Origin of the sequence: Corynebacterium hindlerae (assembly GCF_014117265.1) — a bacterium.
GTDB classification, from domain to species: Bacteria; Actinomycetota; Actinomycetes; order Mycobacteriales; family Mycobacteriaceae; genus Corynebacterium; species Corynebacterium hindlerae.
On record NZ_CP059833.1, the window covers coordinates 1,740,652 to 1,756,154 of the forward strand.

12 protein-coding genes are annotated in these 15,503 nt (G+C 59.3%); 11 read left to right on the forward strand and 1 reads right to left on the reverse strand.

Annotated elements, in window-relative coordinates; translation table 11 throughout:
- Window positions 1–15 precede the first annotated feature (15 nt).
- Window positions 16–684 carry a hypothetical protein gene (locus HW450_RS08585; RefSeq protein ID WP_182385232.1) on the forward strand — a complete coding sequence of 223 codons (669 nt, stop codon included), beginning with the start codon at window positions 16–18 and terminating at the stop codon, window positions 682–684.
- 155 nt (window positions 685–839) lie between these two features.
- Here the strand turns inward: HW450_RS08585 and HW450_RS08590 are convergent, their stop codons facing one another.
- Complete coding sequence (locus HW450_RS08590; protein WP_182385233.1) at window positions 840–2,783, reverse strand: N-acetylmuramoyl-L-alanine amidase; 1,944 nt, start codon at window positions 2,781–2,783, stop codon at window positions 840–842.
- 183 nt (window positions 2,784–2,966) lie between these two features.
- Between HW450_RS08590 and glf the strand changes: the two genes are divergently transcribed.
- The 10 genes from glf to HW450_RS08640 all read left to right on the forward strand — a co-directional run bounded on the left by glf (window position 2,967) and on the right by HW450_RS08640 (window position 15,440).
- Entirely contained in the window at window positions 2,967–4,118 is a 1,152-nt protein-coding gene (gene glf, locus HW450_RS08595) for a UDP-galactopyranose mutase (protein WP_182385234.1), read from the forward strand.
- Window positions 4,119–4,301: 183 nt separating this feature from the next.
- Window positions 4,302–4,913 carry an arsenate-mycothiol transferase ArsC gene (locus HW450_RS08600; protein WP_232843221.1) on the forward strand — a complete coding sequence of 204 codons (612 nt, stop codon included), beginning with the start codon at window positions 4,302–4,304 and terminating at the stop codon, window positions 4,911–4,913.
- Between the two features lie 128 nt (window positions 4,914–5,041).
- Window positions 5,042–7,003 (forward strand): glycosyltransferase, encoded by a 1,962-nt coding sequence (locus HW450_RS08605; RefSeq protein WP_182385235.1) that lies wholly within the window; start codon window positions 5,042–5,044, stop codon window positions 7,001–7,003.
- On the forward strand, window positions 6,996–7,496 hold the full coding sequence (locus HW450_RS08610) for a phosphatase PAP2 family protein (protein ID WP_182385236.1): 501 nt from the start codon (window positions 6,996–6,998) through the stop codon (window positions 7,494–7,496). The genes HW450_RS08605 and HW450_RS08610 overlap by 8 nt, the downstream gene beginning before the upstream one ends.
- Window positions 7,493–8,470, forward strand: coding sequence for a decaprenyl-phosphate phosphoribosyltransferase (locus HW450_RS08615; protein ID WP_182385237.1), 978 nt, complete (start codon window positions 7,493–7,495; stop codon window positions 8,468–8,470). Before HW450_RS08610 ends, HW450_RS08615 begins: the two co-directional genes overlap by 4 nt.
- Window positions 8,471–8,537: 67 nt before the next feature.
- Window positions 8,538–9,572: an alpha/beta hydrolase gene (locus HW450_RS08620; protein WP_182385238.1), complete on the forward strand. Its 1,035-nt coding sequence runs from the start codon at window positions 8,538–8,540 to the stop codon at window positions 9,570–9,572.
- 486 nt (window positions 9,573–10,058) lie between these two features.
- A complete protein-coding gene (locus HW450_RS08625; protein ID WP_182385239.1) occupies window positions 10,059–11,990 on the forward strand; it encodes an alpha/beta hydrolase-fold protein in 1,932 nt (643 codons plus the stop codon).
- The gene (locus tag HW450_RS08630; protein ID WP_182385240.1) at window positions 11,991–12,476 is read left to right on the forward strand and encodes a DUF732 domain-containing protein; all 486 of its coding nucleotides are present in this window, start codon (window positions 11,991–11,993) and stop codon (window positions 12,474–12,476) included.
- A 3-nt stretch (window positions 12,477–12,479) separates the two neighbouring features.
- On the forward strand, window positions 12,480–13,397 hold the full coding sequence (locus HW450_RS08635; protein WP_182385241.1) for a cutinase family protein: 918 nt from the start codon (window positions 12,480–12,482) through the stop codon (window positions 13,395–13,397).
- A 207-nt stretch (window positions 13,398–13,604) separates the two neighbouring features.
- Window positions 13,605–15,440, forward strand: a complete 1,836-nt coding sequence (locus HW450_RS08640; RefSeq protein ID WP_182385242.1) for a FadD32-like long-chain-fatty-acid--AMP ligase — start codon at window positions 13,605–13,607, stop codon at window positions 15,438–15,440.
- Window positions 15,441–15,503 lie beyond the last annotated feature (63 nt).

The following is a 15,503-nucleotide window of genomic DNA, read 5'->3' on the forward strand; positions in this document are numbered from 1 at the left end:
GTTAGACTGTCCACCATGACTTCAACCGACAAGGAACTGCCCAGCTTCATGCAGCACCCGGACAAGGTGGACCGGATTCTCTTCGCAACCCTCATGATCATGGCGATATTCGGGTTTGCGCTGATCCCGTTCCGGGCAGTACTCCTGCTAGAGCACACGTTCTTGTACACGTGGCTCTCCGGTTCGAGTCTGTCGGTGCTTATTTTGGCTGCGCAAAATCCGGATCGACCAGTGTTCCTAGGGTTCGTGGTGCTGGTGGCGGCACTTTCTATGGTGAAGTTTCTGCCCTTGTACTACTGGATGGGGAAGAAATGGGGCCCGGAGTTCATCACCATGAGCTTTGGAGGTCACCCGCCCCGCTGGTTCCGGAAACTGGAAGGATTCATTTACCGGCGCATTGATGTGAGCTTGTTTGCTTCCTATATCCCGTTTTCGCCGATTCCCGCGACGATCGTGGTGGCGATTGGCGGTATAGCCAAGGTGAAAGGCTGGCTCGTGGGCATCTACGTGGTGGTGTTCGCGACGATGCTGAAATGTTTCTACCTGTATTTGGGCTTGCGGTTCGGCGAAGGGATTCAGTCTTCGCTGGAGACCATCGACAAATATGTCATGCGGATAACCCTGGCACTGATTGCGTGGATGTTCATTTCCATTTGGTGGAAGAACAAGAAGAAGGCGCAGTAGGCTCAGGGCCGGGAAACCCGGGAAGCATTTCCCGGATCTCGGAGGAAAAACAGGAAAACAGCACAAGTGCAGCCCTAAAAAGCGCCGAAACCCGGGAAACGCTTCCCGGGTTTCGCACAGAGTAACACTACTCAGTGTGGCGCAGCAGCTAGCAGCTACATGTGGATCTGAGTTTGGTTGGTGGCTGGATCGTAGGTGATGTAGCCGTGCTCGAAGTCCATTCGGGTGAGGCCGCCATCTGCGTATTCGTCGCTGGTTGGCAGGCCGAGTGGGCCTGCGTCGAGGCCCTGCTGGATCCACGCGTCACCGATTGCGCCGTGAACGGCGTGGGTGCCGGTGGCAGGTGACTTGACTACAGCGCCGTTTTCGAATGCCTCGAAGGTAACTGGGTTTTCGACGTCGGCCGCGTACTGGACTGGCCCCTTGGATGCACCCAGCACTCCCTTGGCAAGTGCTGCCACCTTCGCGATGTCAGGGTCAGAGGAGAGCGCTTGGGCGTTGTTGATGGTGCCTGGGATGTCGGAGATCTTCAGGCCAGCGATCTTTGGCACGCCTCCGTCGACGGTGATCCCGGCTGGGAGTTTGCCGCTTTTTGCTAGGAAGCCGAATACGAGCGTGGCGAGGGTGCCTGCGACGCCGAGGATCGAGTTCAGGTCGCCACCGGCTGCTTGGCCGAGCATGCCGAGGAGATTACCGATGGTGTTTGCGGGTTGGGCCCCCTGAGCGGCGGGTTGAGCGCCTTGAGCAGCTGGTGCGGTGTTGTCCAGTGCGATAGGTGCGGTGTTCACAGGTGCGCTGGGTGCGCTAGCGGAGCCGCCGATGCTGGCGTATTTTTGGGCTGCGATGTCGCGAATGCGCCCCATTTGGGCGTAGCCGGCGTCGCCTGGGCAGGTGGTGGTGCCGACATCGCGGTGCGCGAAGATGTTCGGCAGGGTCACTGCTTGGCCCTGTGGGTATTTGGAGTAACTGGTGCCTTCGGAGTAGTGGGTGTCGGAGCCCTTGGGGTCAAAGCCGGCGACTTTGGCGCGCCAGCCTGCGAGTTCACCGACGGACTTGATTTGTGCGTCGGAGGGGGTGACGGTGGAGTAGTCGCCCATCATGGAGATTGCCCAGGTGTTTTCGTTGAAGCCGCCGGCGTGTGCGCCCATGATGGGCTTGTTGATTCCGCCGTAGCGGCCTTCGAAGATGTTGCCGTACTTGTCGACCAGGGAGTGGTATCCGACGTCGCACCAGCCAAGGTTTGCGCCGTGGTACTGGTAAATGCCACGGACGATGCCGGCGGATTGGGCTTCGGTGTAGTTGTTGGAGCCGGCGGTGTGGTGGATGGTGATGGCGTTGACTTCGTCAGAGTAGTCGGGGCTGGCCTGGCAGTTCGTGCGGATCGATTCGTCGGCGCCCCAGCCTGAGCGGGAAATGATGCGTGGCATGCCGTCGGAGTCGGCCATCAGGTCGATTCCGGCGACGGGCGTGCTGGTGCCACCGTCGATGAATACGGCTTCCAGCCCGGCGTTTGTTACCTCGGCGACGGGCTTGATGTCGCCGTAGTTGGTGGGAAGGGCAGGCAGGCCTGCTGGCTTATCGACGGCCAGGTCCGCATTCTCTACCGGTGCTTCCGCAGGCTGCTCGCCCACGAGATCGACGCCGACGAGAGATACCTGCACCCGCTTGGTGGGCTCGATGTAGACGAGCTCGGTGCCGTTCTTCCCGGAATTGCCGTACTCAGGTTCTGGCTCTGCGTCGAACCATTCGGTCCAGGTGCCGTCGGCACGCTGGCCACGGAAGTGGGCAACAACGTCCTGTTGTCCCGGCCAGGTGAGTGCGAACATGGAGAACTCTTTGTCGCGGGTGAATTCTTTGACCGCGCGTGGTCCGGCGGTTTCGCCTTGGCCGGTGACGGCCGGATCATCGACGACTACGGTTTCGCCATCACTGAACGCGGCGGTTTCCATGGATGCTGCTACGGGGGCGATCCCCTCGGTTTGGGTGGGGCGGATATCGCCTTTCACACCCAGTGCCGCTGAAGCGACAAGGGCGGTGGATAGCAAAATCGCCCACGCCGGGCGTGAGGTCGAAGTGCGAAGAGTTCGTCGTTGCAGCACTATGTTCTCCCTGGTAATGCACACTGGTGCAGCTGTGACAATAGTTATCAGCTGTTCATAATAGTGCAATATTGTGATTGATGATAGTCGAGTGACAAATTTTTTCTTGTGGGGGAGAAAGAATCTCCTGGCTCCGGCCAGGGATCCTGTCGGAACAGCGATAGCCAACTACGCTCTGTAGACATGACTTATGACTTGATTGTGGTGGGCTCTGGCCTGTTTGGATTAACGGTTGCTGAGCAGGCGGCGAGCCGGCTGGGTAAGAAGGTTCTGGTCGTCGAAAAGCGGGCGCATCTCGGCGGAAATGCCTATTCCGAGGCGGAGCCAGAAACTGGGATTGAAATTCATAAGTACGGGGCGCACCTGTTCCACACCTCCAACAAGCGGGTCTGGAACTACGTGAACCAATTCACCTCGTTTACGGACTATCAGCACCGCGTCTTTGCTATGCACAAGGGCACCGCCTACCAGTTCCCAATGGGGCTCGGGCTCATCAACCAGTTCTTCGGCAAGTACTACTCGCCGGAAGAAGCGAAGAAGCTGATCGCCTCGCAGGCCTCCGAAATCTCCGTTGATGAGGCCACCAACCTGGAAGAAAAGGCCATCGCTCTCATCGGTCGCCCGCTTTACGAGGCCTTCGTCCGTGACTACACCGCAAAGCAGTGGCAGACCGACCCGAAGGAGCTGCCGGCCGGCAACATCACCCGCCTGCCAGTGCGCTACACCTTCAACAACCGCTACTTCAATGACACCTACGAAGGCCTGCCTGTTGACGGTTATGCAGCGTGGCTGGAGAAGATGGCTGAGTCTGACCTGATCGAAGTGCGCCTGAACACCGACTGGTTTGAAGTACGCGATTCTATTAGGGCCGAGTCCCCTGATGCACCGGTCGTCTACACCGGCCCGCTCGACCGCTACTTTGGCTACTCCGAAGGCAAGCTCGGCTGGCGCACCCTGGACTTCTCCATCGAGGTCCTCGAAGTTGGCGACTTCCAGGGCACCCCGGTGATGAACTACAACGACGCCGACGTACCATTCACCCGTATACACGAGTTCCGCCACTTCCATCCAGAGCGTGCCGACAAGTACCCGACGGATAAGACCGTCATTATGAAGGAGTACTCGCGCTTCGCTGAGGGGGACGATGAGCCGTACTACCCAATCAACACCCCAGCCGACCGCGAGATGCTGCTGAAGTATCGCGAGCTTGCCGAAGCCGAAGAAGGAGTGTTCTTCGGTGGTCGCCTCGGCACCTACCAGTACCTGGACATGCACATGGCCATCGCGTCCGCGCTGTCCATGTTCGACAACAAATTGGAAGAGCTACTGAAGTAGCAGGACCTGCGCAAATTTAGCGTACGGATGGGATTTTTTAAGTCGAAATCGTCCCATCTGTACGCTTTATTTGGCTTCGGGACATTTTCTGCTTTGATTCCCACCTAGTTGATGAGTAAAGTTAACAGCAGGTTAACAACAAGGTTCCTCTAGGTTAATTGTGGGGGCCTGGGAGAGGGAAACATGTCTCACCGTGATTTTGAAATCGTCCGTGAGGATCTGCACCGCCGGTACGGTCATGTGGTCGATGAGGTCACCATCAATGGCGTGGTGGACGATACTATCGCTGAGCAACAGGCTTCTGCCAAGCTCACCGCCTTTCTACCGGTTTTTGTGGAGCGTTTTGCCACCGAAAAACTCGAAGGCCTGGTCGAAGGTAAGGAAACCAACCCACGCAAAGAAGTTCTCTTTGCCTGCGAACGCAATGCCGGACGCTCCCAACTTGCCTCCGCCATCATGCGTCACCTCGTAGGGGACGACGTGTTCGTCCGTTCCGTCGGTTTGAAGGCCCGCGGTGGGATTAATCCCACCGTCATCGAGGTGCTCAAGGAACGCGGAATCAGCACCGAAGGGCTGTACCAAAAGGAAATCACCCCGCGGGTATCTCACCGGGCTGATGTAGTTGTTTTGTTGGGGATCGACGAAATTCCCGGCATCCCAGGAGACCGCTACATCCGTTGGGAGATCGCGGATCCCGAGGGGGCTTCCATCGAAGAAATCCGCACCATTGCCGACGCAATCGAAGCGAAAATTCGCGAGTTGCTGCCACAGCTTGAAGTGGCAGTGCCTGCCTAGACCCGCCACACCGTTATTCTCCGGGGAGCTACCTTGATGCAAGGTCGCTCCCTTTTTGCGCGCCCTCGCACGAGAGCACACCTAGAACAACTACGCTGGTAATCATCCCAAACTTAGAAAGGCTGGACATGAGCGAGAGCAAAGCGGTAGAGCAATTGCAGCGAGTTCTGCTGCCAAAACGCGGCGAACCGCACGATGTGCGTACCCTTTACCTGCTTGAAGCGGAACAGAACAAAGAGCGAGCCACCTGGTCAGACAGGTTTTCCCTGACCATCCCGGCTGGTGCAGAGGTATCCTTCCAGACCTACTTCAACGCCTTCGCCGCTAGCTATTGGCGACGCTGGTCACAACTAAGCTCGGTGATCCTCAAGGTAGACATCGACGGTGAAGCCCGAGTCGATATCTACCGTTCCAAGATCGACGGCTCCCGTATCGCCGTCGAAGGTGACCTCGTGAGCGGTACCGGTGAGTTTGAAATCTCCCTCGCTCCGTTTGAAGACGGGGGCTGGATTTGGTTCGACATCACGGCTGAGACTGACAGCGTCGTAAAGCAAGCTGGCTGGTGGGCGCCACAAGCCCCGCAGGCGCAGACCATGCCGAACGGCGCCCAGGTCGGACCGTTCGACAAGCGCGTCACCGTCGGCATTCCGACCTTCAACCGCCCTGCCGACGCCGTCGCTGCCCTGGAAGCGCTGGCATCCGACCCTGAGGTCGACGCCGTGATCGATACCGTCATCATGCCGGACCAGGGCAACAAACACCCCGCTGACGAGCCCGGCTATGAGGCAGCCACCGCACACTTTGGCGACCGATTCTTCGAGTTCCGTCAAGGCAACCTCGGTGGCTCCGGCGGCTACTCCCGCATCATGTTCGAAGCTCTCGGCGGCGTAGACGGCACCGGAGCAGCAGGCGCAAAGAAATCCCCGTATATCCTCTACATGGACGATGACATTGCCATCGAACCGGATTCCATCCTCCGCGCCTTGCAGGCAGCCCGCTACGCCAAGAGCCCCACGCTCATCGGCGGCCAGATGCTCAACCTGCAGGAACGCAGCCACCTGCACTCCATGGGCGAGGTAGTGGGACGCCACGACTTCATGTGGACCTCCGCACCATACGTGCACTACGACCACGACTTTGCCAAGCACCCGCTCTCCGATCGCGGTAAGCCAGGCGACAAGCCCGACGCACCAAACTCCCGTGACCTACACCGCCGCATCGACGTGGACTACAACGGCTGGTGGATGACCATGATCCCGCGCGTCGTTGCAGAAGAGATCGGCCAACCGCTGCCGCTGTTCATTAAGTGGGACGACGCCGAATTCGGTCTCCGCGCCGGGGACCACGGCTACCCAACCGCCACCTGGCCGGGCATCGCCATCTGGCACATGGCTTGGTCCGACAAAGACGACGCCATCGACTGGCAGGCCTACTTCCACCTGCGCAACCGCCTTATCGTCGCAGCACTGCAGCACACGGGGCCGGTGGATGGAATCATCAAGTCGATGCAAAAGGCCACCATCAAGCACCTGGTCTGCATGGAATACTCCACCGTCGCCATCCAAAACGAGGCCATGAAGGATTTCCTCGCCGGCCCAAACCAGCTGTTCGACATCCTGGAAACCTCGCTGCCACGCATCAACGCGATCCGCAAAACCTACCCGGACGCAGTAGTCATGCCAACTGCCGCTGACCTGCCGAAACCATCTGGCGCGCCGGGCGTTCCGAGCAAGGACATCGGTGGCCGCTCTGCCAAGCCAATCAAGGCTGTGTGGGCACTCAAGGGCTTGCTGCACTCCCTGACCAAGGAAGATCGCAAGCACCACGAAGTGCCACAGGCGAACCTGGCACCGATCAACGCACGTTGGTTCTCGCTCTCGCGTCTCGACGGCGCCACCGTCACCACCGCAGACGGTCGGGGAGTGGTCTACCGCAAACGTGACCGCGACAAGGCCAAGGAACTGCTGCAAGAGTCCCGCCGCCTGCAGAAGGAAGTGGCGGAGCGATTCGCAGAAATGCAAGACAAGTACCGCGCTGCCCACAAGCACCTGACCAGCCGCGAGGCATGGGGAGAAATCTTTAATGACTAAAGAATCCGACATCCTGGTCGCGATCCAGGATCAGCTCTACCGGGAACCCTACATCCAGGTAGCGCGCGGGATGAGCCTGTTCGGTGAGCATGCTGCGGGCTGGCTGGGAATGGGTGTTGTGGGGATGGCCGTCGATAAGCGGCGGCGCCGGAAGTGGGCGGCACTGACCGCGTCGGCGTTTGCTAGCCACGCCGCGTCCGTCGTCATCAAACGCGTGGTTCGACGCCCGCGCCCTACCGACGCACGCCTCACCATCGGCGTGGGCACCCCCAGCCAGCTGAGCTTTCCGTCCTCGCACGCGACCTCAACGACCGCAGCTCTCACTTCGCTCGCGTTGTTGACTCGGTCACCTCTGCCCCTCGTTGGTGTGCCTGCGATGATGCTCTCGCGTATGGTACTTGGAGTTCACTACCCAACGGACGTGGCGGCTGGTGCCATCCTCGGCGCATCCACCGCACTCCTCGCGGACAAGCTTGAAAAGAGGAACGCATGACCATGGAGCAGCGCTTCGGCGACTCGGAACCGCACACCGAGGGCATCGACACGATGAAGAAGCGCCAGCCGCCGAAAAACCTCTTCGACGGCATGATCAAGGCACTGCGCCCCAAGCAGTGGGTGAAAAACGTCCTAGTCGTGGCAGCTCCAGCAGCCGCTGGGGCCGACGCTCTGCTCAGCCAGCGCACGCTTATCGACGTCGCACTGGCCTTCATCGCATTCTGCATGGCAGCCTCGGCCATCTACCTCATCAACGACGCCCGCGATGTCGAAGCCGACCGCGCACACCCGACTAAACGATTCCGCCCCATCGCTGCGGGTGTCCTCCCTGTTAGCCTCGCGTACTTCATGGCCGCCGTGCTCATGGCTGCCGCGCTCGGAATCTCCTTCCTAGCTACCGCAGGTATGTCCTTGGCGATCATCGTTACGATCTACCTAGCACTCCAATTGGGCTACTGCTTCGGGTGGAAACACCAACCTGTGATCGATATTGCACTTGTCTCCTCGGGATTCATGCTGCGCACCATGGCCGGTGGTGTCGCTGCAGGCATCGTCCTGTCCCAATGGTTCCTCCTCGTGGCCGCTTTCGGTTCCCTCTTCATGGCCTCCGGCAAGCGCTACGCAGAAATCCTTTTGGCCGAAAAAACCGGCGCGAAAATCCGCAAATCCCTCGAAGGATACACCCCTACTTACCTGCGCTTTGTCTGGACATTGTCCGCAACGGCCGTGGTGATGTCCTACGCGCTGTGGGGCTTTGATATGGGTCGCGAATCCGAAAAAATCGCTGCGATTTGGTACCAAATTTCCATGGTTCCATTTACCATCGCGATCCTGCGCTTCGCAGCCGATGTGGACCGTGGCGACGGTGGGGCACCAGACGAGTTGGCACTCACAGACCGCACTCTACAAACCCTGGCTATCCTGTGGATTCTCTGCATTGTAATGGCCGTGTACGTTTCACCGATGTTATAACTGCTTGCCTACTTCTGGATTTCGTGTAGGTTAAGTTACGATCTGATAAAGAACTTCGAGGAGAACCATGTCAATTGCAAAGCGTCTGCGCAGTGCAGGACGGAAAATCACTTCGGTAGCGCTTGCTGCTGTCACCGCGGCAGGTCTGGCCGTCGCCGGTTCTGGTGTTGCACATGCTGATAATCGCGATTGGCTGCGCCCAGACGCCACCGGTACCTGCGACTGGGACCCAGCAATGTACTGGGTACAGCGTTGCGACGTCTGGTCCGAATCCATGGGACGCACCATCCCTGTCCTGATTCAGCCAGCACAGCGTGGCGGTGACGCAGGCTTCTACCTCCTCGACGGCATGCGCGCCGACAACAACCAGACCGGTTGGACCAAGTACTCCAACGCCCCACAGGCATACGAGAACTCCAACATCACCCTGATCATGCCAGTCGGTGGTGCAGGTTCCTTCTACGCAGACTGGGATGAGCCAGCACTCGTCTCCTCGAACTCCAGCGGAGGCCCAGTTACTTACCGTTGGGAAACCTTCCTGACCAGCGAACTGCCAGGCTACCTGCAGCAGCACTTCGGCGTTAACCCAGGCCGCAACTCCATCGCCGGCCTGTCCATGGGTGGTACCGCCGCACTGAACCTAGCCGCACGCCACCCAGGCCAGTTCCAGCAGGCAATGTCCTGGTCCGGCTACCTGCACACTACCGCACCAGGCATGCAGTCCCTGCTCCGCATCGCACTCATCGACACCGGTGGATTCAACCTGAACGCAATGTTCGGCGCCACCATGAACCCACGCCGCTTCGAAAACGACCCGTACCACAACCTCGAAGGCCTCCGCGGCAAGGACGTCTACATCTCCGCCGCAACCGGCAACTGGACCCAAGCCGACATGAACCTTGCCCTCAACGACCGTATCGTCGGCTGGGGACTCGAAGCACTGGCCAACATGTCTACCAAGAAATGGGAGCAAAAGGCCCGCAGCATGGGCCTGAACGTCACCGCTGACTACCAGCCAGCAGGCGTCCACAACTGGGGCATCTGGAACGAACAGATGTGGAAGACCCGTGACCGCGTCCTCGACGTCATGGGCGCCTGGTAAAACGCACTTTTAAGCCCCCGGCAGGGTTCACCTGCCGGGGTTTCGGCGTTATTGGGGTGCTGGTTGGTGGGGTGTTGTGCGTTGTTCCCGACATTACCCTCCCGAAGTTCGGGGTGAAGGGGCGTTTTTGGGGCAACCTCGGGGGCGTAATGTCGGGGCGGTTGCGACAGGCGGGCAACCTCGGGGACGTAATGTCGGGGCGATGGTTGTGGCCGAAGCGGCAGATGAAGAACTCCTCGTTTTATTGGTGTGTCACACCCCAAAAGTCTAAAGTTGAACTTAAACTTGAGTCCAACCTGACGGCTGATCCATTTGGCCCACACCAAGTGGCTGCTCGGCCTGAAGCGGCGAAAAAATTCATAAGGCGTCACGCCTTCCGGAAGCGGGGAACTTTCGGAAAATGTGGCCCGCAGATATCAGTCTCTGTCTCGCATATGAGGTGGGGACTAGTTCCAGCTGAAAACATACTAAGTCTAAGGAATTTTCATGCGCGAAACTCGCTCTGCTCGGCGACGTTCCCTGTTCCGCACCCTGGCTGCCGTGCCGGTTGCGTTGGCGTTAACTACGTCGACGGCTTCCCCTGCACTGGCACAGAGTGTTTCTTCTGGTGTGTCCAGTGGCCTTCCGGGCACTGATTACCTGAAGCCGGGAGAGGTGCCGCAGCGTACCCCAATTAAGACCGATCACCCAAAGATTGAGGGTTTGCCGGCAGGTGTGTCGGTGGACCGTGTTGAGTGGCTCACTGACCGTCGTGTGGCGGTGTTCATTAAGTCGGCTGTGATGCCGGAGCAGTTGATGCAGGTTCAGATTTTGTTGGCCCGCGACTGGCACTCAAACCCAACGATGAAGTTCCCAGAGGTGTGGGCGCTGGATGGCCTGCGCGCAGTGGATACGGAAAATGGCTGGACCATTCACACCAACATTGAGCAGTTCTATGCCGACAAGAATGTGAATGTGATTCTGCCGGTCGGTGGCGAGGCGTCCTTCTACACCGACTGGGAAGGTCCTGCCAACGGCAAGAACTACAAGTGGGAGTCTTTCCTGCTTAATGAGCTGCCAGCTGTCCTAGACAACGGTTACCGGTCTAGCGGTCAGCGCGCTATCACTGGCCTGTCCATGGGTGGCACTGCCGCAATGAACCTTGCTCAGCATCGTCCAGACATGTTCAATTTCGTGGGTTCCTTCTCTGGTTACCTGGACACCACCTCCCCAGGAATGCCGGAGATGCTGCGGGCTGCCATGGTTGAGGGCGGCGGATACGACGTCAACAACATGTGGGGTGCGCCGGTGAACCAGCGATGGATCGACAACGATCCAAAGCTCGGAATTGATGCGCTCAAGGGTAAGACCGTGTATGTATCGGCAGGCAGTGGACGCGATGACTTCGGCGAGCCAGGCTCTGTCGCAACCGGACCGGCCAATGAGGCTGGCAAGGGTCTCGAGGTGGTTTCTCGGATGACTACCCAAACCTTCGTTGACCGAGCAAAGAAGGACAATGTGCCAGTCATTGCTCAGTTCCGCCCATCTGGCGTCCACAACTGGCCGTACTGGCAGTTCGAGATGGCTCAGGCTTGGCCATACATTGCGGACTCCATGGGGATGAAGAAGGAAGACCGTGGTTCGGACTGCACCACAGTTGGTGCGATTGCGGATCTGACCAAGGGCGGCCAGTGGGGCTCCTGCCTGAATGATGAGTATGACGTCAAGGGCGGTCGGGCTCAGGACTTCCGCGCAGGCCGCGCATACTGGTCCCCAGAGACCGGGGCTCATATCTTGATTGGCCGTATCGGTGCTCGCTTCACCGAGATGGGTGCTACTGATTCCTGGCTCGGCTTCCCGATCTCTAACGAGGAAGCTACCCCTGATGGCAAGGGACGCTACGTCCACTTCCAGAACGGCTCCATCTACTGGACCCACGAGACCAACGCCGTGGAAATCCCTCGTGACATGTTCGAGGCGTTCGGTCGCCAGGGTTATGAAGCTGGCGTGCTTGGCTACCCAGTTGACGTGCCAAAGCAGGTCAACGGCAATTTGGTCCAGCAGTTCCAGGGTGGTTACGTGGTTCGTAACAGCAAGGGCGAGGCGTTCTTCGTCCGCGGCGAAATTGCGAAGCACTACGGTGAACTGAAGACGGCGTCGTCGAAGCTGGGTGCACCAGTCTCCGATGAGTTCTTGATTCCGGGCGGTGCCCTGCAGAACTTTGAGCATGGCACCATGTACTGGAGTGCCGCTACGGGTGCGCACTTCATTCTCAACGGCGACATTCGCGATGCGTGGGGCAAAACCGGGTGGGAGAATGGCCCATTCGGCTGGCCAATTGCTGACCAGGAAGCAATTCCAGCCGGTGGTGAGCAAATGAAGTTCCAGCACGGCACCATCAAACAGCTCAATGGCCAAATTGTTGAGGAGCGACGCTAGATGCGTAACACCGCAACCGTAGTCGCACTCGCCGCTGTCGCGCTCACACTGGGCGCGTGCGGTGGGGGTGCGACCGTAGACAATGAAAAAGCTACACCGTCGACCGTGGCGCCGCTGGCGAAGGTGCCGGGGGTTGAGGGCACTCCGGCGTCGACAAGCCCGGCAAAGCCCCCACGCAGCGGCGGTGAGGCAGCAGCCCCCGCGCCGCGCGACGAGGCCGTGCAGGAAGTAAGCGCCTTGCCGACGCCCGCCCCACGCCCCGACAAGGAACAAAAGCTCCTTGATGACCTGAAAAAGCAGGGCATCAAGGTGGAAGGCGTCGAAGACCAAATGGTGAGCGTCGCCGACGGGATCTGTACCCAAGAAAAGGACAACCCAACGGTGGGCGCAGTATCGGGTCAGCTCATTGAGCAGCAGCGCACCGACAAGAAACCAGAAGAAGTAGCGGACATCCTTGTGAAATCCGCGAAAGGGGCGTACTGCTAACGTATGCGAAAAATTCTCACTGTCATCGTGACGCTGATCCTGCTCGTCGTAGTTGGCGCGGGTGTGATCAACTGGCTCAACAGCACCGGCAAGAGCCCGCTTCCTACCGAACCGGGAGAAACGCCCACGTCAGAGGCGGCCCAGCCCGACTGGTGCCCGAACGTGGAAGTGATCGCGGCACCAGGAACCTGGGAATCCTCCCCTGAGGACGACCCCATCAACCCGACCGCGAACCCAGCGTCGTTCATGCTGACAGTGACCCAGCCCCTCCAGCAGCGGTACAGCCCAGACGACGTGAAAGTGTGGACGCTGCCGTACACGGCACAGTTCCAGAACGTCAACGCGATGCACGAGATGCCTTATGACCAGTCACGTCAGGAAGGCACCTCGAAGCTGGAGAATGAGCTGCGCATCATGCATAGGGATTGCCCGAAGACCGAATTCGTGTTGATGGGCTTCTCGCAGGGTGCCGTGATCGTCGGAGACATTGCTAACCAGATTGGCGCCGGGCAGGGCGTCATTCCTGCGGACAGTGTTCGAGGCGTCGCGGTCGTAGCGGACGGGCGCCGTGAGCCTGGTGTGGGCCAGGCTCAGGGTAACCCCGTCTCCGGTGTGGGCGCGGAGGTGTCCCTGGAGCTGCTGAATCCGCTTACCCAGCACATCATGCCTGGCGCTACCATGCGTGGCCCACGCGCCGGTGGCTACGGGGCCCTGCAGGATCGGGTGATGGACATTTGTGCCCCAGATGACCACATCTGCGACGCCCCACTAGGGGTGGGCAATGCCATTGCCCGCGCACAGGCACTCATCGCCGCGAATGCCGTGCACGCGCAATACGCCACCAACCCGAACGTCTTCCCGGGGTCGACCACCACCCAGTGGCTCATCGACTGGGCCGCCGGGCTTATCGACGCCTCGTAGCCGCTTAGCTGAATGCCACCTCGGTCGTTGTTAATGGAGGCCGGGGTGGTTTTTGGTATCTCGGGCGCGAACAAATTGCCTGCATAACTGGCTCAAGGCAGGTAAACTCTTCGCTTAACAAAACTTTCCAGAAGAAATAGTTTTGCTTCGCAAAGCAATCTGGGTAAAGTGACCTCACGAAATGACACGCGACCTTTAAGGACACATATGGATATCAATGCAGCAATGGGCCGGTTCTTCGATGAAACTGGCAATATTGTCCTCCCTCCTGAGTTCACTCTCGCAGCTATGTGTGAGCTGATGTACCAGGCGGATGCTGCTGCTGGCGGTAAGGACCGCGAAGTACTGCGCTTTTGGGATTACGCGGATTCTCGCGAGGGACAGCTGATGTCCTTCACTCGCGAGCAGGTCAACACCCGCATCAAGGCGGTGGCTGCGCGTCTGCAGCAGACCGGCCAGCTCGGTGACCGTGTCGCAATCCTGGCGGGTAACAGCCCGGAATATGTGTTCTCCTTCCTGGGTGCCCTCTACGCTGGCATGGTGCCGGTGCCACTGTATGACCCAGCTGAGCCGGGCCACACGGATCACCTGACCGCGGTGATCGGCGATTCCAAGCCTAAGTTCGCCCTCACCAATTCCAAGAGCGCAGCCGCCACCCGTAAGTTCTTCGCGGCAACCCCTGCGGCGGAGCGCCCACGCATCCTCTCAGTGGATTCCCTCCCGGACTCCACCGCCGAGGCCTTTGTGAACCCGATGACTAACCCTGAGGTGCTGGCGATGCTGAAGGAGTCTAAGACGGCTCCGGTAGATTCGGTGGCATTCCTGCAGTACACCTCCGGTTCCACCCGCACCCCAGCTGGTGTGGTGTTGACCAACCGCAACATCATGACCAACGTGCTGCAGATTTTCCGTGCTGCACAGCTTAAGCACCCGATGCGCCTTGCACTGTGGATCCCGCTGCACCACGACATGGGCATGATCCTGTCCGCCTTCGTCACCATCCTTGGCGTGGGCCTGGACTTGATGCGCCCACGCGACTTCCTGCAGCAGCCATCTCGCTGGATCGAGCAGCTGAACCGCCGCGAGGGCGACGCCAACGTGTACTCCGTGGTCCCGAACTTCGCATTGGAGCTCGGCGCACGCTATGGCATGCCAAAGGATGTCGACGTTGACCTGTCGGCTGTAGACGGTCTGATCATTGGCTCTGAGCCGGTGACCGAGAAGGCCGTCGATTCCTTCTTCCAGGTGTACGGCGAGAAGGGCTTGAACCGGCTCGCCCTGCGCCCAACTTACGGCCTGGCGGAGGCAACCCTGCTGGTATCCACCCCTCAGACGGACGAGCGTCCGCTGTTCAAGCGCTTTGACCGCGAGGCGCTCGCGGAAGGACGCGTGGAGCTCAGCGACGGCGGCACTGCATTCGCTGCAGTTGGCCAGCCAATTCAGCCAATGGCGATGATCCTGGTCAACCCAGAGACTCGCGAGGAAATCGAAGACGGACAGATCGGTGAGTTCTGGTGCCATGGCGCCAACATGGCACAGGGCTACCTGGGCCGTGATGAGGAAACCGCCACCACCTTCCACAACAAGCTGGCGAAGAAGCTGGACAAGGGATCCCGTGCCGAAGGCGTCGCAGAGGATGCGATCTGGATGGCTACCGGTGACTTGGGAACCTTCATTGACGGCCAGATCTACCTCACCGGCCGACTCAAGGACCTCATCGTTATCGCTGGTCGCAACCACTACCCGCAGGACATTGAACACACTGTCCAGACCGCGAGCGAGCAGGTGCGCCCAGACAGCGTTGCTGCGTTCGCGATCGAGGGGGAGGACGTCGAAAAGCTGGTTATTATCGCCGAGCGTGACATTGACCGCACTGAGGACGGCGACGCTGCAGCCATCGACGCGATCCGTTCCGCGGTGACCGCCCAGCATGGTGTTAATCCTCACGACGTGCGGATCGTGGCGCCTGATGAGATTAAGCGCTCCTCGAGCGGTAAGATTGCACGCAGGGTGGTGCGCAAAGCGTACCTTGAGGAAAGCTAGGTGCCACTGTAACGATTTGTAACAAAATCGAGACAAGTACCTAGAGAGCCCTTCTATGTCCTC

Excerpts from the sequence above, each read along its gene's own strand:
- HW450_RS08600 (WP_232843221.1), top strand. The coding sequence starts at position 4,302 with ATGTCTCACCGTGATTTTGAAATCGTCCGTGAGGATCTGCACCGCCGG.
- HW450_RS08620 (WP_182385238.1), top strand. The coding sequence starts at position 8,538 with ATGTCAATTGCAAAGCGTCTGCGCAGTGCAGGACGGAAAATCACTTCG.
- HW450_RS08615 (WP_182385237.1), top strand. The coding sequence starts at position 7,493 with ATGACCATGGAGCAGCGCTTCGGCGACTCGGAACCGCACACCGAGGGC.
- HW450_RS08630 (WP_182385240.1), top strand. The coding sequence starts at position 11,991 with ATGCGTAACACCGCAACCGTAGTCGCACTCGCCGCTGTCGCGCTCACA.
- HW450_RS08610 (WP_182385236.1), top strand. The coding sequence starts at position 6,996 with ATGACTAAAGAATCCGACATCCTGGTCGCGATCCAGGATCAGCTCTAC.
- glf (WP_182385234.1), top strand. The coding sequence starts at position 2,967 with ATGACTTATGACTTGATTGTGGTGGGCTCTGGCCTGTTTGGATTAACG.
- HW450_RS08625 (WP_182385239.1), top strand. The coding sequence starts at position 10,059 with ATGCGCGAAACTCGCTCTGCTCGGCGACGTTCCCTGTTCCGCACCCTG.
- HW450_RS08640 (WP_182385242.1), top strand. The coding sequence starts at position 13,605 with ATGGATATCAATGCAGCAATGGGCCGGTTCTTCGATGAAACTGGCAAT.
- HW450_RS08605 (WP_182385235.1), top strand. The coding sequence starts at position 5,042 with ATGAGCGAGAGCAAAGCGGTAGAGCAATTGCAGCGAGTTCTGCTGCCA.
- HW450_RS08635 (WP_182385241.1), top strand. The coding sequence starts at position 12,480 with ATGCGAAAAATTCTCACTGTCATCGTGACGCTGATCCTGCTCGTCGTA.
- HW450_RS08585 (WP_182385232.1), top strand. The coding sequence starts at position 16 with ATGACTTCAACCGACAAGGAACTGCCCAGCTTCATGCAGCACCCGGAC.